The organism is Bacteroides caecigallinarum (assembly GCF_021530995.1).
Lineage (GTDB): Bacteria > Bacteroidota > Bacteroidia > Bacteroidales > Bacteroidaceae > Phocaeicola > Phocaeicola faecigallinarum.
In genome coordinates this window covers 1-26,796 of record NZ_JADYTF010000009.1, presented here as the reverse complement: position 1 = coordinate 26,796, position 26,796 = coordinate 1, and the positions used below count along the sequence as shown (strand labels likewise).

The 26,796-nt window shown below is 52.0% G+C and carries 22 protein-coding genes and 3 pseudogenes; 1 reads left to right on the top strand and 24 read right to left on the bottom strand.

Annotated features, from left to right (window positions below; genetic code table 11):
• Positions 1–133 precede the first annotated feature (133 nt).
• From I6E24_RS02520 to I6E24_RS02500, 5 genes are read right to left on the bottom strand one after another with little or no spacing between them, the layout of a single operon-like run.
• Positions 134–1,945, bottom strand: coding sequence for a fimbrillin family protein (locus tag I6E24_RS02520; RefSeq protein WP_235303019.1), 1,812 nt, complete (start codon positions 1,943–1,945; stop codon positions 134–136).
• Positions 1,946–1,967: 22 nt separating this feature from the next.
• Positions 1,968–3,572 carry a fimbrillin family protein gene (locus tag I6E24_RS02515; protein WP_235303020.1) on the bottom strand — a complete coding sequence of 535 codons (1,605 nt, stop codon included), beginning with the start codon at positions 3,570–3,572 and terminating at the stop codon, positions 1,968–1,970.
• Positions 3,573–3,599: 27 nt separating this feature from the next.
• Complete coding sequence (locus I6E24_RS02510; protein WP_235303021.1) at positions 3,600–4,490, bottom strand: fimbrillin family protein; 891 nt, start codon at positions 4,488–4,490, stop codon at positions 3,600–3,602.
• Between the two features lie 20 nt (positions 4,491–4,510).
• Positions 4,511–5,398, bottom strand: a complete 888-nt coding sequence (locus I6E24_RS02505) for a FimB/Mfa2 family fimbrial subunit (RefSeq protein ID WP_204428355.1) — start codon at positions 5,396–5,398, stop codon at positions 4,511–4,513.
• Positions 5,399–5,414: 16 nt separating this feature from the next.
• The gene (locus I6E24_RS02500; RefSeq protein WP_235303022.1) at positions 5,415–6,515 is read right to left on the bottom strand and encodes a DUF3575 domain-containing protein; all 1,101 of its coding nucleotides are present in this window, start codon (positions 6,513–6,515) and stop codon (positions 5,415–5,417) included.
• A 246-nt stretch (positions 6,516–6,761) separates the two neighbouring features.
• On the opposite strand from I6E24_RS02500, the pseudogene I6E24_RS17475 reads away from it, so the two are divergent.
• Positions 6,762–7,001, top strand: a pseudogene (locus I6E24_RS17475) (DUF4372 domain-containing protein); the annotation flags it as partial.
• A gap of 192 nt (positions 7,002–7,193) precedes the next feature.
• Here I6E24_RS17475 and I6E24_RS17190 read toward each other — a convergent pair.
• The 19 genes and pseudogenes from I6E24_RS17190 to I6E24_RS02415 form a co-directional block, all read right to left on the bottom strand.
• On the bottom strand, positions 7,194–7,319 hold the full coding sequence (locus tag I6E24_RS17190) for a hypothetical protein (RefSeq protein ID WP_262897125.1): 126 nt from the start codon (positions 7,317–7,319) through the stop codon (positions 7,194–7,196).
• A 21-nt stretch (positions 7,320–7,340) separates the two neighbouring features.
• Complete coding sequence (locus I6E24_RS02495) at positions 7,341–8,987, bottom strand: leucine-rich repeat domain-containing protein (protein WP_204403762.1); 1,647 nt, start codon at positions 8,985–8,987, stop codon at positions 7,341–7,343.
• A gap of 23 nt (positions 8,988–9,010) precedes the next feature.
• Positions 9,011–9,160, bottom strand: a complete 150-nt coding sequence (locus tag I6E24_RS02490; protein WP_235325974.1) for a hypothetical protein — start codon at positions 9,158–9,160, stop codon at positions 9,011–9,013.
• 17 nt (positions 9,161–9,177) lie between these two features.
• Positions 9,178–9,315, bottom strand: coding sequence for a hypothetical protein (locus I6E24_RS02485; RefSeq protein WP_022233797.1), 138 nt, complete (start codon positions 9,313–9,315; stop codon positions 9,178–9,180).
• A gap of 414 nt (positions 9,316–9,729) precedes the next feature.
• Complete coding sequence (locus I6E24_RS02480) at positions 9,730–10,869, bottom strand: helix-turn-helix domain-containing protein (RefSeq protein ID WP_235303410.1); 1,140 nt, start codon at positions 10,867–10,869, stop codon at positions 9,730–9,732.
• Positions 10,870–10,985: 116 nt separating this feature from the next.
• Positions 10,986–11,447 (bottom strand): hypothetical protein, encoded by a 462-nt coding sequence (locus I6E24_RS02475; RefSeq protein WP_235303307.1) that lies wholly within the window; start codon positions 11,445–11,447, stop codon positions 10,986–10,988.
• Positions 11,425–12,225: an N-acetylmuramidase domain-containing protein gene (locus I6E24_RS02470; RefSeq protein WP_235303306.1), complete on the bottom strand. Its 801-nt coding sequence runs from the start codon at positions 12,223–12,225 to the stop codon at positions 11,425–11,427. Before I6E24_RS02470 ends, I6E24_RS02475 begins: the two co-directional genes overlap by 23 nt.
• A 97-nt stretch (positions 12,226–12,322) precedes the next feature.
• Positions 12,323–12,658, bottom strand: coding sequence for a hypothetical protein (locus I6E24_RS02465; protein WP_177897435.1), 336 nt, complete (start codon positions 12,656–12,658; stop codon positions 12,323–12,325).
• 12 nt (positions 12,659–12,670) lie between these two features.
• On the bottom strand, positions 12,671–13,198 hold the full coding sequence (locus tag I6E24_RS02460; RefSeq protein ID WP_177897437.1) for a hypothetical protein: 528 nt from the start codon (positions 13,196–13,198) through the stop codon (positions 12,671–12,673).
• A 9-nt stretch (positions 13,199–13,207) separates the two neighbouring features.
• Positions 13,208–13,441 (bottom strand): hypothetical protein, encoded by a 234-nt coding sequence (locus I6E24_RS02455; RefSeq protein WP_177897438.1) that lies wholly within the window; start codon positions 13,439–13,441, stop codon positions 13,208–13,210.
• A complete protein-coding gene (locus I6E24_RS02450) occupies positions 13,428–14,066 on the bottom strand; it encodes a DUF2589 domain-containing protein (RefSeq protein ID WP_235303305.1) in 639 nt (212 codons plus the stop codon). Before I6E24_RS02450 ends, I6E24_RS02455 begins: the two co-directional genes overlap by 14 nt.
• 31 nt (positions 14,067–14,097) lie before the next feature.
• Positions 14,098–14,883: a hypothetical protein gene (locus I6E24_RS02445; RefSeq protein ID WP_235303304.1), complete on the bottom strand. Its 786-nt coding sequence runs from the start codon at positions 14,881–14,883 to the stop codon at positions 14,098–14,100.
• A gap of 31 nt (positions 14,884–14,914) precedes the next feature.
• A complete protein-coding gene (locus I6E24_RS02440) occupies positions 14,915–15,760 on the bottom strand; it encodes a DUF2589 domain-containing protein (RefSeq protein ID WP_235303303.1) in 846 nt (281 codons plus the stop codon).
• Between the two features lie 135 nt (positions 15,761–15,895).
• Positions 15,896–16,357: a LytR/AlgR family response regulator transcription factor gene (locus I6E24_RS02435; protein WP_235303599.1), complete on the bottom strand. Its 462-nt coding sequence runs from the start codon at positions 16,355–16,357 to the stop codon at positions 15,896–15,898.
• Between the two features lie 302 nt (positions 16,358–16,659).
• Positions 16,660–20,917 (bottom strand): annotated as a pseudogene (locus tag I6E24_RS02430) (helicase-related protein); the annotation flags it as partial.
• A gap of 489 nt (positions 20,918–21,406) precedes the next feature.
• A pseudogene (locus I6E24_RS17470) lies at positions 21,407–22,561 on the bottom strand (N-6 DNA methylase); the annotation flags it as partial.
• Positions 22,551–22,997 (bottom strand): DUF1896 domain-containing protein, encoded by a 447-nt coding sequence (locus I6E24_RS02425; RefSeq protein ID WP_205096138.1) that lies wholly within the window; start codon positions 22,995–22,997, stop codon positions 22,551–22,553. The pseudogene I6E24_RS17470 and the gene I6E24_RS02425, both read right to left, overlap by 11 nt.
• 227 nt (positions 22,998–23,224) lie before the next feature.
• Positions 23,225–25,315 (bottom strand): type IA DNA topoisomerase, encoded by a 2,091-nt coding sequence (locus I6E24_RS02420; RefSeq protein WP_235325971.1) that lies wholly within the window; start codon positions 25,313–25,315, stop codon positions 23,225–23,227.
• Between the two features lie 54 nt (positions 25,316–25,369).
• Positions 25,370–26,796, bottom strand: a 1,427-nt coding sequence (locus tag I6E24_RS02415) for a DUF3945 domain-containing protein (RefSeq protein ID WP_235325969.1), incomplete at its 5' end; no start/stop codon positions are given.

The following is a 26,796-nucleotide window of genomic DNA, read 5'->3' as shown; positions in this document are numbered from 1 at the left end:
ACGGTAGCGGGCTGCGGTGTCTGTATGATGTTACCGGGCACAATACTCCCGCCCGGAATGGGAGTTCCTTTCTTTATTGGGGTTATACTTCGGTTATATTCCGTTTCGGGCGGAACTTTTCCCGCCCGACGGTTCACTGTTTCTTCAAGGTAGGCAATGCTCCGGTGAGTTCGTAACGCCACTCTGAACCTGCACTCTGCAATGCGGCGTTCATGGTATTCATAGCTTCCGTCCAGTCGTCCTCCACCTTCGTGGTTTCGCCAGTGCCTGCATGATTGTCACCAATGCCTTGTTTTTGGTTGTTCTCCCAGTAGCAGGCGGTCAGGGTGCCTTTACCTAATATAGCGTCCTCGAAATTCCGTCCCGTTACGCCGCCTGTGGTGGCACCATCCGGGCCGCTGACTGTTTCCGCAGCGTGATAGCAGGCGGTCAGGGTGCCAAGATCGTTGGACCCCGTTACGCCGCCTACATAGATAGGGTCGGTTCCGGTGCCTGTGCCGATCACGTTGCCCGTGGCATAGCAGGCGGTCAGGGTGCCACCTCCGTTGTATCCCACCACGCCGCCGGCATGGGAGTTGTTCGTACCGTCGTTTTCAACGGTCACGTCATCCGTGGCGTAGCAGCCGGTCAGGGAGGCCCCACTATTCGTTTCTCCCGCTATGCCGCCGGCAAAGATCACGCCCTTCACTGTGGCCGAGGAGTTGCACCCGGTGATGGAACCGCCCCATTGAGAGCCCACCACGCCACCTGCGAACGTTGTGCCGCTGACGCTGCCCGACACCGAGCAGTTTTCAATGGTACCCCAGCTATCTCCTGCCACGCCGCCGGCATAGCCCGAACTGTTGTCGCTTGTTATCTGTACGCCCTCCAGCACCACGTTCTTCACCGTGCCGTTCTCGTCGATATCTCCGAACAGGCCTGCATATTTATAACTTCCCGTAACGGTCAGCCCCGTGATGGTCTTGCCATTGCCGTCGAAGGTGCCGGTGTATGCTTTGTTATCATCTTTGCCTATCGGTGTCCAGTCGATGCCCTTCAGGTCGATGTTGCCGGTCAGGGTGATGTCGATGCCGGTATTTCCGTCGTTCACCAGCTTGGCGATGTTCTTCAGTCCCTCGGCGTTGTAGACCTCGTAGGTCTTGCCGTCCTCAGATACGGTGTATCCCGGGTCTTTTGCCGCAGCGAGGGAGACGGTGTAGGTATATTCCTCGCCCGCCTGCCAGTCGGTAGCCTCCTTCATCTTATAGACGAAGACCTTGCCGTTGGTGAAGGCGCAGGTGATGAAGGCCGTGCCCGTTGCCACACTTTGCGGGGCGACGAGGGCGGTGTAGGTGTCGCCGCCCTTGTCATACGGGGCGATTACGGCCGGGTTGCCGTTCTCGGTGGAGAGGCCGGTCAGCTTGACGGACGCCAGCCCCTCGGTGTAGTCCGTCAGGACGACGGTCACCCGCGCCGTGCGGTGGGTGAAGCGGAGCGTGGGGTTGCCGTAGCTCACCGGCTGGTTCTCGGCGGAAATAAAGTCGCTTCCCTCGAAGTCAGTCGGCGAACTTTGGTCGGCTCTTACCACCACGGCAGGCGGGGTGGTCTCGCCCTCGGTGTAGGGCCACCACGCCGTGACGGTGATGTCATCGTGGTTAGTCCAGTAGTGCGGGTCGGTGGAGGTCAGCGTGGCGCCGGTGTTGTCGGCGGTGGTGGGCGTCACGTCGTACGCCTTCACCGTGCCGCCCATCAGGACTGCCACGCTCTGCACGCCCTCCCAGTTCCCGTCCACCGGGGCACGGGTACCGGCGGTGGCGGTCGCGTCGGGGTTCAGCCCCGTGGCGGTGAAGACGATGGGTGTGCCTTCCGCCCCTTCCGGCAGGAAGCCCGCTTCGTCCCGCGTACAGGCGGCAAGGGCGAGCAGCAGGGCGAGGGCTGCGGATATATGGATGGTTGTTCGTTTCATGATGCGTGTTGTTTAGGGGTTGTTATTGTTTCTTTTGCAGTACGGGCAGGCCGTCCGTGCCAAGTTTCCATTGATAGTCGTTGCCGGTGAGGGCGGCGTTCATGCCATCGACAGCGTCCTGCCAAGTGGTCGTATCCTCCACCTTCGTGGCATCTACCGTTCCTCCCATATTATTATTTACTCCTTGTCCGGCATTGCCGCCCCAGTAGCAAGCGGTGACGGTGTTATTATTGTTACTGACTATGCCTCCTATATTGCGCTCCTTCAACTGTCCGTTATACCAACAGGCAGTGATGATGCCGGTGTCGAGGTTACTAACAGCAATGCCACCGACAGCACCGCTATTTGCAGTAATATCTCCCTTTACGGAGCAGGCGGTAATGGTACCGTAGTTGGCATATGCTATGCCGCCGGCCGCACCGTTTTGCTGCACAGTGTAGTTCACCTCTACTTGCAGGTTCTTCACCGTTCCGTCACTCCCGATACCGTCAAACAATGCGGCATTCTCGCCGTCTGTTGTGTTTGTGGTGATGGTCAGTCCTGTGATGCTGTGTCCCTGCCCGTCGAAGGTGCCTTGATAACCGTTATCAGGACCGAACCCACTGCCTATCGGTGTCCATGTCTCGTCAGTCAGGTCGATGTCGGCTGTGAGGGTGCAGTTGATGCTGAGGTCGCTCTGCGCGGCTTCGTTCCATGCCAGCAGGCCGTCTGCGTTATAGACCGTGTAGGTCTTGGTGGTGTTGTCGTAGATGTAGCCCAAATCCTCGGCTGCGCCGCTCTCGCCTTGGCCGGGTTCCCAGCCGCCGATGGTGCAGCCCTCCAGCGTCAGGCCGGTGGCGTTCACCTTGACGGTGTAGGTATAGCGGTTGCCCGCCTCCAGCACGACGTCGTTCTGCGGGCGGAAGTAGAAGTTGCCGCCGCCAAGTTCCACGCGGATGAACGGCTCGCCTTTCGCAACGGTCTGCGGGGCGGTCAGTGCCTCGTAGCTGTTGCCGCTTGCGTGGTAGGTCTGGATGGCGGTCGGGTTGCCGTTATCGGTGGACAGGCTCACGAGGCTCACTGTGGCACCGTCCACGCTCGTGAATCCTGTGCCGGGCTTCAGTTCGATTGCCACGCGTGCCGTGCGGTGGGTAAAGGTGAGTTTCGGGTCGTCAAATTTTACCGTCTGGTTTTCAGCAGAGATGAAGTCGCTGTTCTGGAAGTCTGCCAACTTGCTTTGGTCTTCGGCCACCTTCACGGCAGGCATCCGTGTGATGTCAGCCTTGTCGATAGGCCACCATGCCGATACGGTAATCGGGTCGCGGCTGGTCCAGTAGTGCGGGTCGTCCGTGCGTGAGAGCGTGGCGCTCTTGTATCCGTCGGCATCCGTAGCCGTTACGGTGTATTCCTTTACCGCGTCGCCCATCTTGAGAGCCACGGTCTGTACACCTTGCCAGTCGCCGTCCACGGTGGCACGGGTGGATGGGGCTGCCTGCGGCGTTGCCTCTACGGACAATCCGGTGGCACGGATGACTACGGGATATTCGCCTTCGGGCAGACGGTTGTCGTCGGCCAGTTCGTCCTGTGTGCAGGCAGCAAGGCCGAGCAGCAGCGCGGTGGCTGCGGGGATAAATAATCTATGTCTCATAATTCTTCATTCTTAATTAGTAATGTCTTACAGGTCAGCGCCCACTTCTCCGCCGTCTACATCGTTCCACTTTGCAATGGTGGCTTCGCTGACTTCAAGGCCTTTGTTGCGTACCTTGACGGTATAGGTATAGTTGTTTCCCGCCTGCAGTGCGCCTTCGGGCACGGTGAGCGTGGCATGATAATTCTGACTTCTGTAATTCACAGTCAACGGCAGGGAGGCAGCTGTCTGCGGGAAGAGGATGACCGATGACGTGAGGTTGCCGTCTGCCAGCTCCATGGTCAGTTCTCCGGTCTGTGCCCCGTCGTCTGCGGTGGCAATACCGTCGGCTGTGTTGAACGTACCGGTGAGTATCAATCCGTCCAGCGTGTAACGTTCAGGCTTGATCATACTGAAATCCACGCCGTCGCCCGCCTCGAAGGTAAGGGTTATCCGGCTCATGCGGTGGTGGAAGGAGTTGTCTGCACCGCCTTTGTCGGTTTTGTCGGTGAAGCTCACCACCGGGCTGTTTTTGTCTCCCGTGGCTCCTGAAGCAAAGAGGAAGTCGATGGCAGGCTGGTTCTGCTGCGCCGTGGCATCGGTCGTGGCTGCGAGGGTGCCTCCCGCTGCGTTGTACGGATAGTAGGCGCGGAAAGTATGGGTCTTTACATCTTCGATATAGATGACCTTTTCTTCTGCCTCAAATGTTCCGTTCTTCAGGATGAAAGGCACGTTGCCGTACCGGGTATCGTTGCCGATGTCGGTGACGCCGATGCGGTCTCCGCCAGTCCATGTGGTTCCGCTGGCACGGGTGGCAGGGGCGATGTCGGCGATAAACCGGGCGGCCACGGGACCGTCATTGTTCAGAATCTCGTTGTCGTTATTGCAGGCTGCCAGTGCGAGGGCGAGCGCCGCAAGTGCAAAAAATCTTGTCTTCATTATATCTGTCATTTTATTAGTTACAAATCGGCATTTACATCATCACCTTTCACTTCTTCCCAGCCGGTAATTCCGGCTCCGTCCACTTCCATGCCTTCGGGAGTCTCAACCAGCGTTCCGCCGAGGGTCAGCGATTCGCCCTTTCCGGTGTTGAACTCCTTGAGAGCTTCCGTAAGGTCGCTTTTCAACGTGGTGGGGGTCGGGTTGCCGTCAGCATAGCGGATTTCGCCCGTCAGCAACTGTTCCGTGCCGGTCACACCCAGCAGCCGCACCGTGGCTTTCCACTTGCCGGCATCATCACCTTCGGTTATCTTGGTGAAGGGCAGTACGACGCTCGAAGCGGCTCCGTAGGTATCGGTTGCGAAGTCGAGTGTTCCGGCTGCACCCGTCAGATGGGCAATAATCTCCGTGATGCGTCCGGCGGCATCACCCGTCGGTTCGACGACAAGCGTCAGCTCGCGTACCTGCTGCTTCATTGCGGCGGTCAGCGGATAGTCCTTGTCTTTCTCGATGCTCAACTGTTCCGTATAGGTGAAGAACCATCCCGGAGTATTGTTTACAAAGGCATCCGTGCCTGCCCGGTTTCCCGTGGCTGCGGCAACGGTGGCGGTGGTGCCGCTTACCGTGATTCCTTCAGCTGGGTTCCACACCGCAAGGGTGTAGTTGCCCGGAGCAAACAGATGGTCGGGTGTATGGGTGGCGGAAGTCTCCGTACCCGTATAGTCGCCCATGTTGACCGTCCATGTGGCAGGTATGTCGATGCCCTCACCGCGGGTCGACCAGTCGGCTGTCACCGCAATCTTCCCGTAGTCGGGATGCGGCGTGTCATAAAGCGTGTCCTTCACGCAGGAAGAGAGCAGCACGGCGGCTGCCATTCCCATCATATTTATATATTGTCTTGCTTTCATATTCGATTCCTCCGAGTTAGAATAACTTCCATACCAATGTCACACCGGCATTGATGGGGCCCCACCAGTCCTTTGTCTCGTTGCCACGGCGCACGCGCACACCGTCGATGACTTCATATTTCTCATAGTCGGCATTCAGGTAGCCCAAGCCGAGGTTGAAATCAAGATCTAATGCCTTGTTCAGCCGCAGCCGGTAGCCGGCAGTGATGCCGCCACCCATCAGGTCGCCCTGCTTGCCTGTTTCGGAGAGCTTGTAGTTGAACTGTCCGGCCTTGAACATAGCACCCAGATACCAGGCTTTCTTCTCACCCATGTAGTAACGCACTTCCGGAGCCACTTCCCAGAGGGCATAGCGGCGGTCTTTGTCGCTCCAGCTCCAAGAAGTCCACGAGCCGTTTACGGCAATGCCCCACGACGGGCAGATGCGCCATTCAAGTCCTAAATCGGGTGTCAGGGTGGCCCAGCGCAGCAGGTTGGCACGCAGGGAGAGATGATAATCATTTGTGATTTTGGTTTCCGACGGCATGTCGGCAAGTGTGTTTTGTTGAGCGGCTTTCTCTGCCTCTGCCTTTTCAGCGGCAAGTCGGGCTTCTTCCGCTTTGCGCTGCTCTTCGGCAAGTCGTTCCTGTTCGGCACGCTTCTCGGCTTCCAGTCGTTCGGCTTCCGCCTTGCGTCGTGCTTCCGCTTCCGCATCCGTCGCGGCTGTTTCCTTGACCGGCATCGTTAGGCGCACAGTGACAAAGTCTCCCTCTGTCGCATGGTTGCGGGTGATAAAGTTTTCTTCCTTGATTTCCGCACGGATAATCAGTTCGGATTTCACACGGTTCGAGCGAATTTTGGCTATCGCGAGGTTTTCTTTTTCGCCATTCAAGGAATTGCAGTAGCCATCGACATAAAGCGGCAACTTGCCGTCAAGAATGTCCGTCTTGTTGCTTTCAATGCACTCCAGCAGACGGGCGAGTTCCATGTCATTGCCGTTCCAGGGAACATAGAACATGTCCTTCTGCGGCACGAAGCGGAAGGTGTAGGTCGTGTCTGCTTTCTGCTGCGCAAAGACAGGAAAAGTTACTGCCGTCAGCCACAGAAACAGGGTAAGAAAAGTGATTTTTCTGCTCATATAAACTTGAATTTATTATCTTTGTCTTCCCCAAAGGTAATAAATGCCATTCAGCGCCCAAAATATTACAAAAACTTTTTCTGTTAAAATACAGTGTTTTATGGAAATTGTCGTTTGAGCACTTTTTTGTCGAATTACACTAGTGTCCGGAGAAAAAATCTCCGATAAGGTTTTATTTATTAAATATCAATAACTTGCAAGCATCAGAAGATTTTCCGATTAGAACTTCAGTAACACAAGGGTGACCGACACGCAATCAAGTTCAATTGCCGTGACCAGTTCATGGTGATGAGCTTTGCTCAGTTCACAGACAGAGCTGGTCTGAGAGATATTACTCAATCGGGCAGGTCCTCTTCCAGAGGACGGACATCCGGGATCTTTCTAATCAGCCGACAGTCCCCGTTAGTGTTCCGGAGACGGGTTCTGTCGTACAACTTACTTTATGGTAAAATTTCTCCGGACAGCAGTGTCTTTTCTTCTTATTAAAATGCAGCCCACTGACCTTACGGTAGCGGGCTGCGGTGTCTGTATGATGTTGCCGGGCACAAATGCTCCCGCCCGAAACGGGAGTTCCTGTTTGATGTCCTTTCGTATTTCGGGGCATTGCCCTTTTCCTATACCCTTTCATCGGGTGCGGGACAATACGGCAGAAAGGCAGGGGGTTGCATCAGCGGCCCTTTACCATTCGACCGTTTCGCCGTCCTCGAATCCTTCATGGATTCCGCTCGTGCATATCACCTGCACGGCATCCATCTGCAACACCTCGCAGAGCGGCGCTTCATAGCGCTCTTTTGTCGTTTCCATATACTTGTTGACAATTTGTTTTTACTGCAATACGGGTTCTCCGCCGTCCTCTTCGTAGCCGTCGTGATCGGCATTGACAGGAGCCTCTATAACATTGGTTGTGACATTGCTGTTTTCATCTGAATACCTGTCTAACATCCTGTCCCAAAACTCCTTCTTGGTGTCCCACAATGTCAGGGTCAGTTGCTGATTATCTTGCTGGTTCCCGCACTTCAAATCCCCCAAATATGCGTTATTGGTTATATCGAGAGCCGTCATCTTGTTGCCATGACACCACAAAATTTTAAGCTCTTCCAAAGTACTGACATCCAACGAGACAAGTTGATTACCGTTGCACTCCAAATCCGTCAGATTGGTCAGCCCGGTTACATCAAGGGTAGTCAGTTGATTATCGCTGCAGAATAAATTCTTCAGATTGGTCAGCCCGGTTACATCAAGGGTAGTCAGTTGATTACCGGCGCAAATCAAAAACATCAGTTTGGTCAGCTTGGTTACATCAAGGGTAGTCAATTGATTACCCCTGCAATCCAAAGTCTCCAGATCGGTCAGCTTGGTTACATCAAGGGTAGTCAGTTGATTATCGCTGCAGAATAAATTCTTCAGATTGGTCAGCTTGGTTACATCAAGGGTAGTCAATTGATTACCCATGCAATCCAAATGCTCCAGATCGGTGAAGTACTCAATGCCGGCAAGGCTGGTAATGTTTTTATTTTGCAAATCCAAGAAAGTTCCCCCATTCATTATTATTTGCAATTTGTTATCCTCATCCAGGGATACGGTGCCATCGGGGTTCGCCCTCCAGCCGATATTTGGGTTGGATTCTTTCACGGCATTGGCAAACGCCGCATTGAGGGCCTCGGTGAAATTGGCGATATCCAGTACGCCCAGGTTGGTAATCTTTCCGGCGGCGAAGGTCACCTCTTTTTGGGTGGTCTTGACGTATGTCTTGCCGCCTTCACCCATATAGTTCAGGGTAATGCCGCCCGTCAGCATGCCGGGAGCCACGACGAAGTAGTACTCCTCGCCTTTCGTGAAGGTTCCCGTCAGCGTTACCGACCGGGAAGCGCCGTCGTTGGCGGCCAGCGTGCCATCGGCGATGGTATAGGTCAGCCCGCCTGACAGTGCGTCGCTTTCTTGGTTGGCGGTCAGGGTAACTTCCGTCACACCCTCTGCGTCCACGGTGAACTTGGCCAGGGCGCAGAGGTTATGGAACGTCAGATTTTTGCTGCCGTCCGTCGCCTGTGCCCACGAGGGGTTCAGCCCTTCGGCAAAGCCGCCTGCCGTGGCTGTCTGCGTGGCGGGCAGGGTGAAGGTGATGGCAGTGTTGTCGAGGGTCAGCGTCCCGTCGTCGGTGTAGGGATAGAAGGCGGTGTAGGTATCGGTCACTTTGGCCTCACCTTCCAGGGTGGCGGTGCTGCCGCTGACTTCGGTTGCTTCAAACTTGCAGATGGTTTCCGTTCCGTCGTAGATGGCTACCAGGTCGCCCTGCGTCCAGTTGACGGCATGGCCGTCCTCGCCCAGCGAGGTACGTGTCTGCGGCATTCCGGCGGTGAAGGTCATGTGTACCTTCCCCGTGCTGCCGCTTTCGTTGTTCTCAATGATTTCTTCGTTGCCGCAGGCTGCCAACAGCAGGGCCAGTGCGGCGATGGTCATGTTTTTTGCTTTCATTGTTATATTTATTTGTTCAGAATTTACCAAATCACTTCGTCGCTGTCTTCAAAACCACGGTGTGTGGCACTGTAATCGCTGCCGCACAGCACGCCTTCATTCTGTATTTCAATAATCTCACATTTGGGAGCTTCGTAGCTCTCAAGGCTTGTTATTTTTTTATTGTCTTGCATTTTTTTATTTATTATGGTTAATTAATATACGTCAATTTGTCTATTATCCAACGGGGCATCCATGAAGTATTGCTGTAATCGAGCGTAAACGGAAACGCTGCCAGTCCGCCCAGCAACAGGAATATACTTGCTATAATGGTTATTTCGGTATTCATACGACTTTTGTTTTAATGGGTTAAACGGGGCATACGAATACGGAAAAGGGCGGAAAGCTCCCGTAAAAAGGAGTTTCCACCCTTGCATGTATTGATGATAATAAGTATATTAACGCGCGAAGATACGCCGGTCGCAATGTGTGTGTGTGTGTGTGTGTGTTTACACAAATCTCACACATATCCAAATTTACAAGACACTTTTTTGAATACAGGTATATGCACGATGCAGCGGACAACGGAATGTTGCCTGAACACATTACCCTATTTCCCAAAACTGATTGTAAATCGGAATACATTGTCATTCAATTATTAAATTCCGCTTGCAAAGTTAGCGGATTTTAACGGAAAGTGAGAGGACAATCTTAGAAAATTTGAAGGACAATTCAAGGAAAAATGCTCATAATGAGGGACAATTCAGGGAATTTCCTTAAATTGTCCTTCTGTATTCTTGTCCTGCATCCCGGATTTCAGGTTTCGGCTGTAAGTCCTTACATTGGAAAAACCGCAATGTGTGGCAATGTCTTCACGGCTTGCCGAAGGGTGTTCTTCCCGGTATCGGACAGCGGCCTCAATCCTGAGCCGGTTCAGTTCCTTATAAAAGGAACCGAAACGTTCTTTCATGACAATGGATACATATTTCCGGTTGCTCTTTACCGCATCTGCCAGTTCGCCGATTTTCAGGTTCGGATTCAGGTAAAGCCTGTCCTCGGTCAATGCTGCCCGTATTTTCGCTTCCAGTTCATCCTTGGCATCAACAGACAGCAGGCTGCTGCCGCTTCCCCGGTCGGACAGTACCGTTTCTATTTTTTCCGCTATGAGTTCTTCCGCTTCTTCCACCACTTCCCTGTATTCTTTCCGTTGCGGATGCAATATCCGTATCAAAAGTACGATGTGCATGACAGAAATGACCAGCTGGAACCACATGTTATAATTATGGTCGCCGGTGATAAACAGCCACCATGCGGCTCCCAGATACAGCACCGGCATGAATACGACAAAACCGGCAAAACGTACCGGAAAATCTTCACTGTTGGAATATTCTTCCTGCATGTGTAGGCGAATCTGGCGCAACAGCCAGCTTGTGGTATGCAACAGCATGGCTGTAAGCAGCAGGGAATATCCTCCGATAAGGAGAAGAAGCATATCACGATGGCGGTGGAGGGTATCTCCACCAATCCAGCCGTATATCCAACAGACCAGTATAATGACAAGAGGAATGATACCGGACAATACAAATATCAGTCTGCGGTGTCTTGTCTTGCTGAAGAAAAACCGGCGGAACGACAACACGCCCGCACCGGGCAACAGCAGCATAAGAAAAACACGCATAAAGAAGTATGCGTCCGGGCTGTCCATGCGGAAAAGCCATACCACAGGCAAGGCAAAACAGGCATAGACAATCGTGATGAGCTTGCGGGCCGGATAAAAATAGGTTTCTTCCTCGTCAAACGGACGGCACATGTGGAAATAACGCACCAACGCACAAAACAGTGACGTAACGACCAGTATCAGGCAGGATGCCGCATAATATATTTCAGGACCTTGTATTATCATTTCGGATTTCTAAAAATTTTGCGAATTTACAAAAATCCGTTCGTATTAGGCCTCTAATCAGAGCTTTTTATCATCTACCCCCCTTATTTTTCATATGTATGTCAAAGAACAATGGATTATTTCTTTATTTTTATGGCTTTTACTAAATGAAGCTCCTTTATCCCGAGTTTACGAAGTTCGGGTGAATGCACATAAATGACACCGACCTCATAAGTGTCGGGCTTCACATGAAAACTGTAAAGCAGATAACCGGTATATGGCTTGGCAAGCAGGCACGCATGGTAATGATACCTTCCGTCACTCACCGGAAAAATATACTCTTTCCCGCACAGACGCCTGAAAATGCCGTAGGCTTCGTCCTCGCTGAACACACGAACCATCCTGATGTCCGTGCAGTTGCGTGTATAGGGCTGACCGATGGCCTTGCCGTTCGGGAAAAGGACGGCAAGGATGCTGTCGGAATCCCCTTGCTCAGACGCAAATGACCTGATGTCGCCTGCCGACAAAACAAGCAACATCAGGATAAACATACGCAGGACGGCGTAACATACCGGATTATTTATACTTCTTGTACGCATTTTCCAATTTCATGTCATATTGGTTCTGGGCATAAGACGGACCGTTGTAATGACGGGCAAACTCTTTCCAGTCAAGTGTACGGAGATACTTGTCCCATTTGTTCCCTTGCAGGAAGCGGACGAACAGATCCAGCTGCCTGCCCTCGTTTTCCGTCATGTCACCGACGAACTCGCTTACATTCTTGCAGCCGCAAGCCTTGTAATTGAATCCCATGATCTGTGCCAGCCCCCAGCTTGCGGAAGAATCGGCGGCTTCACGATGGATGGCACGGGCTTTCTCCAGACGGTCATATTCCTTTATGCCGCCCTTATAGTGGCTTTTGTCCCACTTCGGATAAAGAATATCCTCGTTTCCTTTCCGGTATTTCTCCGGGTCGATACCTCTTTCCTTCAACTGGCTCCAGAAGATGTGGCCTTCAAAAAGTATGGTAGGATGCCCGGGGGAAAGGAAACCGCCCTTATTGCCAGTTTCCACTTCAAGAACGGCTTTGACCGCTGCCACTTCCACGCCGAGCAGACCGGCTGCTCTCTCATAATCGGCATCATTGATGCGATAGGAAGAAAGGGCGCGGGCATCCTCGTTCTGAAGCAAGTCCCAGGTACATTTGCCGACTATGCCGTCGGCGTCCAGTCGTCCGTCACGCTGGAATTTACGGACGGCAGCATCCGTTTCCGCGTCAAAAACACCTGTTCCGTTCACCTTATATCCCCACTTGCAGAGAAGTTGTTGGAGCAGTTCCACGTCCGGACCGGTCGAATTTAATCTGATTGTTTGCATAATCTTTTTTTTTAATGGTTATGTTGTTAAAATGAAAAGGAGCGGCGAGCCCCTCAATGCTTTTTCCGCACGCTCCTCAGGACGATATGAAACGGCATTATATCAATCCTTTGTTCATAGCTGTAACCTCATACAGGGCTTTATATACCCGGTAAAGGAACTGGAACAGTTCAGTTGCGCTGAACTCGCCGTCCTTACCGATACCGATGTCCTTGTTCTTTCCCGAAGGGTCGAAAAACAGGTTGTCGGGAAGTTGCGGACCGCTTTCCACCAATGACGGGTAGAACTTCTCTTTCCACAGCTTCATGTCTTCATCGTTGAACTTTACATTACCTTTTGTCTGCGGATACTTTGACACATACTTTTCCAGCATGGTTGCACAAGCCACCAGCATTTCGGACTGTCCGTCCAGACATTTTTCAAATGGATTCATAAATTACATTTTTTAAGAGTTGATAAAATATATGGTTAACAAACACTCTTTCCCTTTCGTCAGACGAAGGAAAAGCTTTTTCTCCGAGAGTATTTTTTTGTTGATCAGTTCAATTTTTCCTCCGTCTTGAAACGAGACACTGATTACGGTCTTGTCCCCTATACGCCGGGTTGTCAACCGCGACACTTCTACACGAGGTATGCTGAGCAGGAAAAGATAGGCGTCCACAAAATTTGCCGGACGTACCTTCCATTCCGCACGGTTGCCGTTCTTCCGTACGGAAAAGAGCCGTTTTTTGCTCAAATGTTCCAGCCGTTTGCAGATGATGTCGGCAGAAATGCTGCTTTCGGGGAATCCTTCAGGAGAAAGGGGCGGAATGTCCGGCATCGGAACCGGAGGTACACCGGGAGAATCCGGCGGGGTATCGGTATGCCTGTTCTCATAGGGTTCCTCTTTCCGGAGTCCCAGTGAGCGCAAAAACGCAACGTACCATCGGTGTATGGTGGACTTGACCCGTTTCCATGTTCCTTTTTTTTCCATGAGCGTTTTTTATCTGTTGAACTTGCTCTTTTTTTCCACATTCAGACGTGCCGCCTCCACTTTGGCAAGGGCGTTCAATGCTTTGGAAGACTGCCGGCGGTCAATGTTCAGTCTCAAATGGCAAAACGGACATTGCAGATAGGTAGCCGAAAGCAATTCTGTTATACTCGTGGCAATGAATCTGCCGCATTGCGGACAGGCAAACCCCGGAACACGTTGTTCTTGTTGATTATTGTTTGCCATTTCCTTCTTCCTCCTTATTTTCTTTTTCTGAAGATGGACCGTTTATATCTTCTATCTGAAGATTGTTGGTTGTCAGATGAAGCAGGTTCGCCACACCACCGGGCATGTCAGCCTGCTGCATCTTGACTTTTATCTTCATATTGGCTGTCAGCGATTGTTGCGTTGTCGTCTTCACACTGCCGCTGGCACTGCTTGGAGCCATAGATACACGCAGTTTGACACCGTCGTTGCTGTCTTCTTCCGATTGGGGTTCACCTTTCTTAAATGAAAATGTGGCATCCTTGTCCGCACTGATCGCATCTACGACCTGTATGTCGAAATCGAAATCCGCTTCTTTTACCTGCAACAGAGGAAGCGGGACAAGGGTCAGCAGCGGAATGCTGATTCTTTGCAGATGTGTGCCATTCACATCCTGGCTCGTGAATGTGAAATCAAGTGTCCGTAACTTGCCGCCCTTGCCCGTTTCCTTGTCGTATTCTTCAAATGCCAGTTCTATCAGGTAGCTCAGATACCTTCTGGCGGAAATGGTATCCGCGTCTATTGTGGCAACCAACGGGCCGGAAATAAGGTCTTTCAGTTCCATCACTTGGCTGCTGATGTTCTTTTGGTTATTCTCACTTGCCATGATTATGGGGTTTTATGTTGTACGATTGAATTTATTTGTTCTCATCCTGATATAGCCTGATGTCGCGAGGGTCAAGTTTCAGATGGAGTGTGTGGACACATTCGTCAGGAAGTTTCGCTATTTCTTCCGAATTAACCGTTACATCAAGAGAAGGAACGAATTTCTTGCGTTTCAAGTCCAAATCCTTCAGGGACTCGTCCAGCACCGTCTTGACCGACTGGCGGATGTCCTGCCTTACCTTTTCGCGGAGTAAAGTGCCGCCCGCCTGGTCAAAATGAAAATTGAAATCCTTGTTGTTAAGTACTTCTTCCTCGCAGGTCGAAATCACGCATTTCATGATTTGCCCCCGGTTGGCAGTACCGTCGTCGTTGATAAGTGTGAGGAATGACTCACGGAATGATTTAAGAATCTTACGACTCAGATAGGCACAAAAATCACGTTTCATATCCGGAGCGCTGTTCAGCATGAGTACGGGGTTGTCCTCCCCTTCAGCGCTGTTCGCGGGCATTGCTTCCTGAAATGTTTTCAGCACACTGGCCAATACGGTATTGGCAAGCTGCGAACTGATCTCTTTCGAGAGTGTCCGCAATGCCGGATAATTGATTTCAAACTGTTCCTTTTGGGCGGAATCGTCCTTTACTCCATATTGGATGCCCAGCTCGAGTTCACCGAGCGCAATGGCAGGCAGGTGAAACCTTTCCAGACGTCCGTCCCGTCTGTAAATCTCTTCCAGCGATGCGGCATACATGTTGGCTTCATGTTGTGCCGATACCATATCGCGGAGGATTGAACTGATAATTGTACTTAATTGAGCCATAAGATTCTTTTTTAGGTTTTAATGATCTGAATTACTGTTCTACTTTCACATTCAGCTTTTTGTCGGCATTGTCAGTAACTTCAACAGTGTAATCACCGATAGCCTTCAATTCAAAGACTGCGCTCTCTGCATTGGTTTCAGTAGCGTTGCAAGGATTTCCGTTTCCATCTGTTACTTTGACTTTTTCAGATTCGAACAGACCGTTGCAGTTCTTGTAAGTGACAATCAAAGTCGCATTGCCGTTCGGGTCAAGAGTCAACTTGCGAGCATTGACTTCAAGTGTACCTTTTGGATTGCTGACATCCATCGCGCTGCCCAACAGTTCAAGCACTTTTGCCAGACCTGCCGGCATACTGTCCTGTCCGGCCTTCACCGCCACGTCCATTGTGTATTCCACACTGTAACGTGAATCCTGTGTAGCCTTTGAGTCCTTTTTGGATGAATAGTTGGCTTTCATGTCTGCTTCCACGCTGAAAGGTCCCCAGCCGGCTTTGGCTTTGATGTTTGCCCCGGCATCTATCGCCTCAGAAGATGTGTTCTCCTGAACCGAAGAAGATGATGCAGAAATGTTGGCCTTGAAGTTGATGTCCACGTTCTGGATTGCAATGTACGGGATAGGTACAATGGTCAGCAACGGAACATTCAGCTGTACCATGCGTCCGTCCTGCATGAACTGGAACGATACGTTCACGGCTTCTTTCTGATTTGTCTGCGGATTAACCGTCAGACCTACTTCCTGAATAAACTGCCATGATGTCTGGGCTGCCATAGCCTGTGCTTCGATTGCAGCTTTCAACGGACCTCCGATAATGGAACCGAAGGGAATCGCTTGTAGTGCACTGGTTGCTACTTGCGAAGGGGTGGTGTCAATTGCCATAATGACCTCCTTTTTTTAATTGTTAATAATAAATTGTTTTAATGTAACCTGTAGGTTTACGATGGTAAATTTACGGGAGGCATATAAGTGGGGCAAATTTGTTTTACGAACTGCCGGAATCCTTTATGAACAACATTACAACGGATTCTTTCTGACACCGATAAAAGAGAAATGCTCAAAGAAATCTTTGCGGTATTCGCGACCTATCGGAATATATTGGCCGTTCATTCTTACACAGTTTCCAGCGATACTTTCAACATTTCTGACATTTACAATATATGAACGATGTATCCTCATAAACTTTTTCTGAGGGAGGTCTTTCATGATATTGGCCAGATTGATTGAAACCATCATTTTGTTTCCATCCCTAAAATGGATGCAACTGTAACTTCCGTCAGCCTTAATCCATAGAATATCTTCGTCATCCACTTTCAAATAATCTGTCTGGTTCCATATCAGCAGATACTTTTTCTTAATAGGGGTTGATGATTCTAAGTTCAATGCGATATTTCTACAACCCGAATTAACTTCAAATCGTATAGGCAATCCTGCCAGACTTTCAGGCAAGGTTATCACCAAAGATAGTTTCTCTTCCATATCTTAAGCATTTATAATTGGGGTAAATAACTACCTTTCTCATTATGGAAGAAAACCGTTTTATGAACGACTTAAATTCTTTGTAAACGGCATTGCTGCCTTTAATATTAGACAAATAAGATTTAGGTCCGTTACCACGTTTTACAAAACATTTTGATGCGATTTCATCCATTTTTTGAACTTCAAAATCACACAGACACGGTAAGAAAGAAATTTTCATTCATTTAAGAATGTATTTCTTTACAATTGCAACAAATAATCTCATAATAAAAGACGGCTGCCTTATGACAACCGTCTTTTAATTACAGTTTCAAACCTTTCGGTTTGCTTTCCTTTTGCAAATCACCCATTACATAGCCAGATTGCAGCTGCGGCTCCATAGGCACTGGTTTTGCCTCGGTTCCTTCCGGCAAGGACGGCTTTTCTCCGTCGGGGACACTCTCGCTGGGCGGAGCCAGCTCCAGCTGTATCTTGCGGTCCAGTGCGGCGAGTTCTGATTTAAGCTGTTTCAGCTCGTCCTCTTTCTTCCATGTCTTCCCGGCTATCTCCTGCAACTGCGGGATTTCACGCTCCAGCGTGGCGATCTTTTCCTTGTACTGGTCGATGATGCCCGGTATCCTTTCCAGTGCGTTCAGGAAATTCGTGGCGGCGGCATGTGTGTCAGCCATTGCCAGATGCCCGTTGTTGTAGGTGTACTTGTAATTGCCTTCTATGACAAAGCGGTTGTCGATAAACTCCAGACCTTCTTTGAGCGTCCTTTCGCTGACCACCTTGATGGGGAAGCCGTACAGTTCGCCCACACGCTTGTACTGTCCGCCGGTCGTGGCGTTCTTCGCTATCTCCTGCAGGCGTTTGCCGATGGATTTTTCATCCGTCTGTTCCAGTCCGTCCACCCGTATCGGATTCAGGCGGTTGCCGTCCATGTCGGTCTGTACCGCTGCCGTAAACTTTTCCCAGTCTTCCGTCATACCCCTGGCTTTCTCTATCGAGTCGGACAATGTGGCGGTTTTGGATTCAAGTTTCCGTTCGGTTTCGCGTCTGCCCTTGTTGAACGATTTGCGTTCACCCTCCAGCGAGGCTATCTTCTTCTCCAGCTTCGCCTTGTCCAGCAGGTCGGTGTTCCCCGACAGTATCGCCATGTATTCCGAAAAATTCATGCCGGATTTCTCGTCCATCGCTCCCTCGTCTATGGTTCTTGCGCCCATTGCACCGCTCTTCAGCTGACTGATGAACGTCTGCTTGCAGTGCAGCAGGTTGAACTTGTACGAGTCCAGCGACTTTTCCACCGCATAGATGATGACATCCACATTGTTGCCGGCAAAATGCTTGGCGATCTCGTTTCCCGCACGCACGCCACGCCCGTCACGCTGTGCAAGGTCGGACGGGCACCCACGGTGTGTCAAGATGATGGATGGCCACACATCGTTTCTGTGCGTTCACACCCGTACCCAGCATACTCGTCGAGCCGAACAGCACACGTACCGAACCTTCATTCATGGCGGCAATCACCGCCTTGCGTGCCTTTTCCGTCTTGCACTCCTGTATGAACCGGATTTCCTGTGCCGGTATGCCGTGGTCCTCCACTAATTTGCGCTTGATTTCGCTGTACACGTTCCAGCCTTCTCCCGTCTGGTAGGTTCCCAGATCCGAAAACACGAACTGCGTTCCTTTCTGTGCTTCATACCTGCGGTAGTACTCCGCTATCATCCTTGCGCAGTGGCTCGCTTTGTTGTCCGGGTGGTCTTCATATTCCGGGTCTATCATGCGCATGTCCAGTGCCATCTTCCTTGCGTAGTCCGTGGCGATGAGCATCTTCGCCTTTTCCTCCGTTTCCGACAACGGCAATCTGCCGAGCAGTGTGGCATCGCCCGTCTTGGCAAATTCCATCAGCTGTTTGATGAAATATTCCTGGTCGGGCGTGGGAGGTATGTTGTGCAGTATCTCGTTCTTGTGCGGACGGTCCACGCCCACATCCTCCGCTGTACGGTAGTCCGTTATCTCGTTGTAGAACGCCGCCAGCTCCGGCACCTTGATGAAGTAGCGGAAGCGTTCCTTCTGCACGATGTTGTTCGTCACATTGAACTCGAAATCCGTCGTTTTTTTGGCGAAAATTGCCGCCCATGCGTCAAAGCATCGGATGTCCTGCCTTTCCAGCTCCTTCGGACGCAGGTACTTGAAAAGCAGGTACAGCTCCGTCAGCGAGTTGCTGATGGTCGTGCCCGACAGGAACGTCGCTCCCAGATCTTTTCCCGTCCGCTCCTGAATGGTGCGGATAGCAAACAGCAGGTTCAGTGCCTTCTGGCTGCCTTCCGAGTTTCCCAGACCCGCCACACGGTCATGCCTTGTGTTGAACGTCAGGTTCTTGAACTGGTGCGACTCGTCTATGAAAATATGGTCGATGCCCATCTGCCTGAAGTCCACCACATCGTCCGTCCTCGACTTTATCGCGTGTTCTACCTTGTCCAGCTTGGCTTGCAGGTTGAACTTGCGTTTCTCCAGTCCTCTCAGCATCGCACGCGACACGTCCTTGCCCTGCGAGCGCAGCACTTCCAGATTTTCCTCCACCGTATCCAGCTCTGCCTGCAGGATGCGTTGTTGCAGTTCCGGCGACTGCGGGATTTTTCCGAACTGGTCGTGCGACATGATGATGCAGTCATAGTCATTGTTCTTGATGTTGTTGAAGAACCGAACGCGGTTAGCGGCTGAAAAGTCCTTTTCCGAGGCATACAGGATACGTGCGTTCGGATAGGCTGTCTGATAGGTCGCCGCAATTTCGGAGACATTCGCCTTCAGCCCGATAATCATCGGTTTGTGGGCAAGCCGGAGACGTTTCATTTCATGTGCTGCGATGCACATTATCAGCGTCTTGCCGGTTCCAACCTCATGGTCACAGATCCCGCCTCCGTTCTGTTTCAGCATCCAGACACAATCCTTCTGCGATGGGTAGATGCTTTTCACACCCCGGCTTTCCAGCCCCTTCATGTTCAGGTCGGGAAATGTCTGGTGCGAGCCGTCATATTTCGGTCGAACGAAGCAGTTGAACTTCCGGTTATACATGGTTGTCAGACGCTCCTTGAACTGTGGCGACTGTTCCTCCAGCCACTCAGTAAAGCCGTTGCGGATTTCGTCAATCTTTGCGTTGGCGAGTTGGATGCCCTCGCTGTCGCGTGCCTTGATGTCGTTTCCGTTTTCGTCCTCGCCGACCTTCTTCATCATGTCGGGGCAGGTGTTGTGCAGAGCGTGTTTCAGCAGACTCATGCCGTCATAGTTCCGGTAATAGCCCTTTACACAGAACTCCTCCCATATTTTCATGTTCTTGTAGGCACATGCCACCGAAAACTCGTCAAGGCTCGGCGAATAGGAGATTTTCACTTCCGTGTCAAACAGATGGCTCATGTAGGCGGCATAGATGCCTGTCGGAATCCATCGCTCGCCGAAATTGAAGTCCAGTTCCTCAAAACCGATACGCTGCGGCGTGGCGGCTTTCAGGGCTTCAAGAGACTGCTCCGCATCCGCAAGCCGCTCATGTCCGGGATGGTCGTTTATCCATTCTTCCACAAGCTCCGCCTTCTCTATCACGTTTCCGGCAATGAATCGGTCCTTTATCTCATAGCCCGAAACCAGCGGGTTGTAATAGATACGTTCCTGCAGGGCTCCGAGCAGTTCCTCTTCCGTACTATCGGTTATGGCACGCATGAAGTCGAGGTCTATGCCGCCATATCTGTTGAGCGAGGCGGACAGGGCTTCTTCGGGCGACCCGGCATTGACGTATGTTTCCACCGAAAAGGAAACGGGACGCTCGAAAATGTCCGCCTTCACGAATTTCCCCTCTTCGGCACGTTCCAGTGCAAGGACGTCACGCCCGGAGGCATCCATCATCAGAAGTTTTGCATTCTGTCTGGCGTTCAGGTTGCCGTAACGCATCACGAACTCGTCATAGGACACGTTCAGGTATTCACGCTGACGGCTGTCCTCCGTCCGGTTTTCCGCCTCATTCCGGTACAGGCGTTCATAGGCGTCACGGATGGATATATACAGCAGGGCCTTTTCCTTCTGGTAGCCTTTCAGGTCAAGCGGGTGGAAGGTGGCTCCATAGGGGGTGATGTCCCTCAGATACCCGACGGTGGTCCCTTCCGCCACCATTGAGCCGTCACGGTGATAGGCTTCCACCATCCCGCTGTACGGGTGCGGTGTCAGGTCGGCAGTTTCCTCCTTGGCAGGTTCCGTATCATATTCCGGGAACAGCGAAGCGGAAGTCGTTCCCGTCTGTCCGGATTGTACGGACGGATTCTCAGCCGTAGCGGTCATACCTTCCGGCAATGGGCTTTCATCTTCCGGTGCCTGTTCTGACCCGTGTGTCATGTCAGCCTGCTGCACCGGCCGGGAATCCGACGATGGCACAAACGCCGGGTCGAGGGTGTCTTTCATGCCGGACTTCGCAAGCAGTTCCTGTCTGTGTTTCTCCGCCTCATGCCTGAGCTGGATACGCACTTCGGGGGTAAGGTGCATCATGGTTTCGTAAAAACCGTTGATGGGCGGGTTTTCCTCCCAGTCTATATCCGCATATATGTCGTCCGGATGGGCTTGGACTGCCGTTTCTTTGGCTTCCACATCTTCCGCTTTCACATCTTTCACATCTTCCGCCTTTTCGTCTTCAGTCTCCGTTTGCGGGGAAACGGCAGATGCAGCCGCCGGTTTATCCGTAACCTTCGGCGTAACCTGTGCCTGCTTCTTGCCGTTCTTTTCCTTTGACTTGGCTGCGGACTTTTTCTTTTTGCCCGAAAGGGCCTGATTGCGTTCCTCTTCAGTATATTCCCACAGGTCAAAGAGTGTCAGCTGCACGGTTGGAGCCTGTTCCGGCTCATGCGTCCCGGTCTCCTGTCTTTCCGTAACCGGTTGTGCCTTTTCTTCTGTCGCTGCATCCCTGTTCTCCGGTTGCTGCCGGACGGGGTCAGGTTCGGGAACCTCCCTTTCCGCCTTCACTGTTTCAGTTTCCGGCATGGAGATGCTCATGGCGGATTGTACGGTCTGTTCCGCCGCTGTCCTGCGTCCATGATAAAGTTCCATGTCCAGACGTTTGCGCAAGTCCTCCGCAAGCATCCTGCCCAGGTCTGTCGCGATACCTTCCACACCTCCGCTGTGCGTATATATCATGGCGGGCTTTCCGTACGGGTCGGTACCCCTCTTCGCATCGGTATGTACGATACGTTCCGTGTGGTAGGCAAAATAGGCGTTCTCCGTCAGTCCGCCGTTATGTTCCGTCTGTATGATGGTCAGTACCCTCTCTTCCTGTGTCAGTTCTTTCTTTTGCAGGTCTTTTTGCAGGATGATCAGGTCGCTGCCGGCTTCCGTGCCTGCATTGTCGGTAAACAGGTTGTTGGGCAGTCGGATTGCCGATACCAGATTCGCCTTGCTGAACATCTCGTTCCTGACGGATACCTTCGAGCTGTTCAATACCCCCTGCGAGGTGATGAACGCCACGATGCCGCCGTCACGCACCGCATCCAGACCTTTCAGGAAGAAATAGTCATGGATGGCTTTCTGTGCCGAACGTCTGCCAAAGGATGCGCTGCGGCTGAACTCCGCATCGAACACTCCGAAATCCCCGAAAGGGATATTGGAGATGGCAAGGTCAAAATGGTTCAGAAACGGCTTTTCGATTTTCTCGAAACCCATCGTGCGGATTTTCTGTTCCGGGTAAAGGCAGCCCAGCAGCTTGCCCGTCAGCAGGTCCTTCTCGAAAGCCATCACATCCGCCTGCGGCTGGTATTGCAGCACCGCATCCACGAAAGCGCCCGTCCCGGCGGACGGTTCCAGTACGTGGTCGGGACGCACCTTGCGGTCATACAGGGCTTCCGTTATTGCACCCGTAACCTCCGCCGGCGTATAGAAGGCTGTCAATACCGATGATTTCAGCGAGTCCACATAACTTTTGTATTCCCTTTCATCCCGGCTGTTCTCACGGATCAGCCGGTGCAGTTCGATGGTCGGGGCAAACAGGTCGAGGTCAGATTTCGCCCAATGGACGGCATCCGTCAGTTCTCTGGCGGGATTCAGTATGCACTTCAGTCCCCCGAAGCCGCAATACCTTTCCAGCAGCACACGTTCACGCGCGGTGGGCGTGCGCTGTTCCTTCTCCAGTGTGAATGCCGTCCGTATCGCCTCGATGTTGTCGCGCAGTTTCTGCTTGCGGTTAAATGCCATACTCCCTCAGGTAAAGGACGACGGCTCCCGTCAGCTCCGTATAGAGCAGGTCATAGTCGGACGACAGGGCGAACTGGTCGTCTGACAGGTCGTAAATGGAGAATACGTTGCCCACAAGCGGCAGCAGTTTCTCTACAAAGCCCTCACGCGCGTCTTCCGGAATCTCTTCATGAAACTCGCTTTCCACGACTTCACGCAGGATGGCGTATCGGGAATAGTGCAGGCCGTGGACGAGTGCGGACATGGCAATCTCCTGCGCACCGTCGGGAGTGTACCCCTCAAGCCTTGCACGCTCATAGGCTTCTGCGGCTTCATCGGCACGCGCCTTCACGAAGGCGGCATCGGAAGCCTGTTCAAACTTGTTTTCCTTGAGATAGTTCAGCAGATACAGACCGTAATAGGAAAGTTCGGTCTGTTCAAGATTCTTCTTGTTCATTTTTACAATGGATTTAGTGATTTGACAAATGTCCGGATATACGGGGAAGGGGAAGAAAAAGGCACCCGGTATCCCTCCGAGTGCCACCACTAAATCCAAAGTCTTGATCAGTATGATGATTTATGAACCTTGAATCAGTGGCAAAGGTAGTCCAATCCGGATGAAATACGAAATAATTTCCGCTGATAATTCATCCGAAAGGCGGATTATCCCTTACTTCCCATTCCTCACTTTCTCTTTTTTGCGGATGCCGCACCGTCCTTTCTTTCCGGAAAGACAAAACCGGTGTTGAAGTCGGCATCAAAGACCAGGGCGGCATCGAAACGCTTGCCCTGCTTGTTCTTGAATCCCTTCAGGACACCCGTCTTTCCCTTTGTCAGCAGTTCCCTGATTTCATCGTCGGTAAGCATCCTGTTGGCTTTCAGCCTGAATATGGGCAGGCCGCATTCCGTGTTGTCGCATCGTACCACCTTGCCGAAGAACTGCATCCTGCCCGTTCCGCACTTGGGACACGTGCAGCCTGAATCCTTTTTCCCGAACAGCTTTTCGCACGACAGCAGTTCGGAGGTGATGGACGTCGCATATTCCTCAATCTCCTTGCGGAACTTTCCGACAGGCATCTCTCCGCGTTCGATACACGCCAGTTCCTTTTCCCATTCGCCGGTCATGGCTACGTCGGCAATGCGCATGGTCTTGACAATGGAATAGAGGGCAAGCCCTTTTTCTGTGGGCACAAGGCATTTCTTCTGCCTTGTCACATATTCGCGGGCAAAGAGCGTTTCAATGACGGAGGCACGGGTGGCGGGAGTTCCGATACCGCAGTCCTTCAGTGCCTGACGCAGTTCCTCGTCCTCGATTTCCCTGCCGGCCGTTTCCATCGCCGAGAGCAGGGTGGCTTCCGTATGGAGAGGCTTGGGCTTGGTCTTTCCTTCGGTCATGGAACAGCCGCTGAGGTGCAGCAGTTCCCCTTCTTTCCAGTCCGGAAGTATCGTCTCTTCCTGTTCTTCCTTGCAGACGACACGCCATCCGGCCTGTTTCACTACATGACCTTTGGCTGAGAACACCACGCCGGAACATTCCACCGTGACGGCTGTCACGTCCTTCACGCATTTTTCCGAAAAGGCTTCTATCATGCGTCCCGCTATCAGATGGTACACCTTGCTTTCATCTTCGGAAAGGAACAGGGGCTTTTCTCCCGTAACCAGCAGTGCGTGATGGTCTGTTACCTTGCTGTCATCAACGCTTCTTCGGGTAGGCTCCGGCTTTTGCGGGATTTTGCCGCTCCATTGTGAGAGCCTGCCGATGAAAGCCAGCAGTTTTGGTATTTCCGCAAAGACATCTTCCGGGATGTATCGGCTGCCGGTTCGGGGATAGGTGACGAGTTTCTTCTCATAAAGTTTCTGCGTGATGTCGAGTGTTTGCTCTGCCGTGAACCCGTACTTCGTGTTCGCATCCTTCTGGAGTGTGGTCAGGTCATACAGAAGCGGTGTTTCTTCGATTTTCTCCTTTCGTTCGACTTTCACGACAGTAGCCGTGTTGCTCTCCTTTACATTATTATATAGGGCTGTTGCGGTTGCCTTGTCCTTCCATTTCTCCACCGACGGCATTTTCACAACTCCGTCACTGTCCTGTACCTTTGCCGAGATATGCAGCTGCCAGAAGGCTTCGGGGGTGAAACGGCGGTTTTCCCAATAACGTTCACAGATCATCGCCAGTGTCGGCGTCTGGACACGTCCCACCGAGTAGGTTCCGCGTCCGGCTGCGATGGACAGTGCCTGCGTTCCGTTTATCCCCACCAGCCAGTCGGCTTCACTTCGGGCTTTGGCGGCATGGTAAAGGTTGTCATACTTGCTTCCGTCTTCAAGATGTTTCAGTCCCTCACGGATAGCCTTGTCCGTCAGGCTGCTTATCCACAGACGCACGAACGGGACCGTACAGCCGATATAATGATAGAGGTATCGGAATATCAGCTCACCCTCGCGGCCGGCATCGGTCGCCACAATAATCTGCTCGCTGTCCTTGAACAGTCTGGTAATGATTTTTATCTGGGCGACCACGCTGCTGTCCGCCTTGTATCCTTTTTCCGTCCTTACCTGTCGGGGAACAAGCGTGAAGGTTTCGGGAATGATGGGCAGGTTGCTGCGTACAAAGCCGTGCAGGTTGTATTCTTCCGGCATGGCGGGCTGGACAAGATGTCCGAATGCCCATGTCACATTATAACCGTTTCCGGTCAGATAACCTTCCTCTCGCTTGCCGGCACCCACGATGCGGGCAATTTCACGTGCCACACTGGGCTTTTCTGCTATGATTGTTTTCATACTGATTTGTTTTGATTCTGTTTTTTATGTTTTTGGATTTAGTGGTGTGCGGGACTATACTTTCATGCCTTTGTTTTTCTTGGGCTTTTCCTGCTGCTGCTTCTGTGCGTCATCCTTCGGGGCTGACTGTCCCTGCTGCAGCGGCTCTTTGATATTCTTGGTCGCTTCGTTCGTCTTGCCCTCGCTGTTTACGGCCACCTGTGTCCGGCTTTCGTTCGACGGGGCGACTTTCTGGGCATTGTCCGGATTTTCATCGTAGCGGTATGGGCGTCCCTTTTCCGGATTGAACTTGACATACATGATGGCGTGCTGCCCCTGCTTGTCCGTCACGTTCTCCAGTCTGATGGTCTTGCCTGCCTTGTAGTCCGCCTGCTGCTGTTCCGTCAGGGGCTTGCCGCACCATTTGGTGATGCCGCGGATGCTGCCGTCCTCGTTCGTCCATGTGTTCCTTTTCTGCTGCTTCGCATCCTGCTTTTCAGCGTCGTTCATGTCCGGTTCCAGTTCCGGCAGTTCCGTGTTGTCCTGTTTCTGTACGGTACGCGGGGACTTTCCGGTGCCCGGCACGAACTCGACACCGCGCTGTTCCACATTCACCTGCAGGGTCGTTACGAACTTCCTTCCGTCATTGCGTTCCACCAGCTTGTCTTTTACCGGCAGCCCCGCACGGAGCATTTCCTGCTCCTGTTTGGTGATTTCCGTCTTTCCGATTCTTTCCGGTATGCGTACCTTGCTGGCAGGGACATCGGTGATTTCGTTCGTCTTGCGGTCAATGCTGATGTACGAGGGGATAATCTCTCCGGTTTCCTTGTCCACAAGGTCAATCACACGCCCCATGTTGCCGGTAGCCTTCAGGTTCCTTTTGTCGTATTCCGAGAACTTGTGTCCTTTGTATTCGTCAAGTTTCTGTTCCTTGCGGATGAAATGCGGTACAAGACCGATGCTGCCGTCCTCGTTTTTCCTGAATGACAGGCGGGCATCCAGTTCAAAGGTTTCCTCCCCGAACTTTGGGGACACTTTCACCAGATCCGACTTGCCGTAGTTGAGCATCTTCTGCAGGTCACCGGACTTTTCAAGCTCCTCACGGTCGATGCCCCATTTCTCTTTCAGTTCCTGCCAGTTGATTGAACTCTCGTCAATGGGCTGGTAGCCTTGTCGGGTCTGAGGCTTTTCCTGCGTTTTTTCCTGTTTCTGTTCCATGTTTTCCTGTTTTTGGGTTTCACCCTGTTCCTCTTTCTTTTCCGTTTTCTCTTCTTCCGCCTGCATCTGATAGGGGAATGTGTCCACCTTGTGCGGGGCAAGGATGTCCTTGTTCTGATAGGGATGCTGCAGCAGGTCCTTCATCACTCCCAGAAGTGAATCCACCTGATCCGCCGCTATGCGGTAGAAACCGAAGCGGCTGGGTTCCTTGCATTGCCGGAAGAAGTTTTTGAAAAAGTTGTCGAGCATGTCGCCATGCTTGTCGAACAGTAGAAAATCCTTTG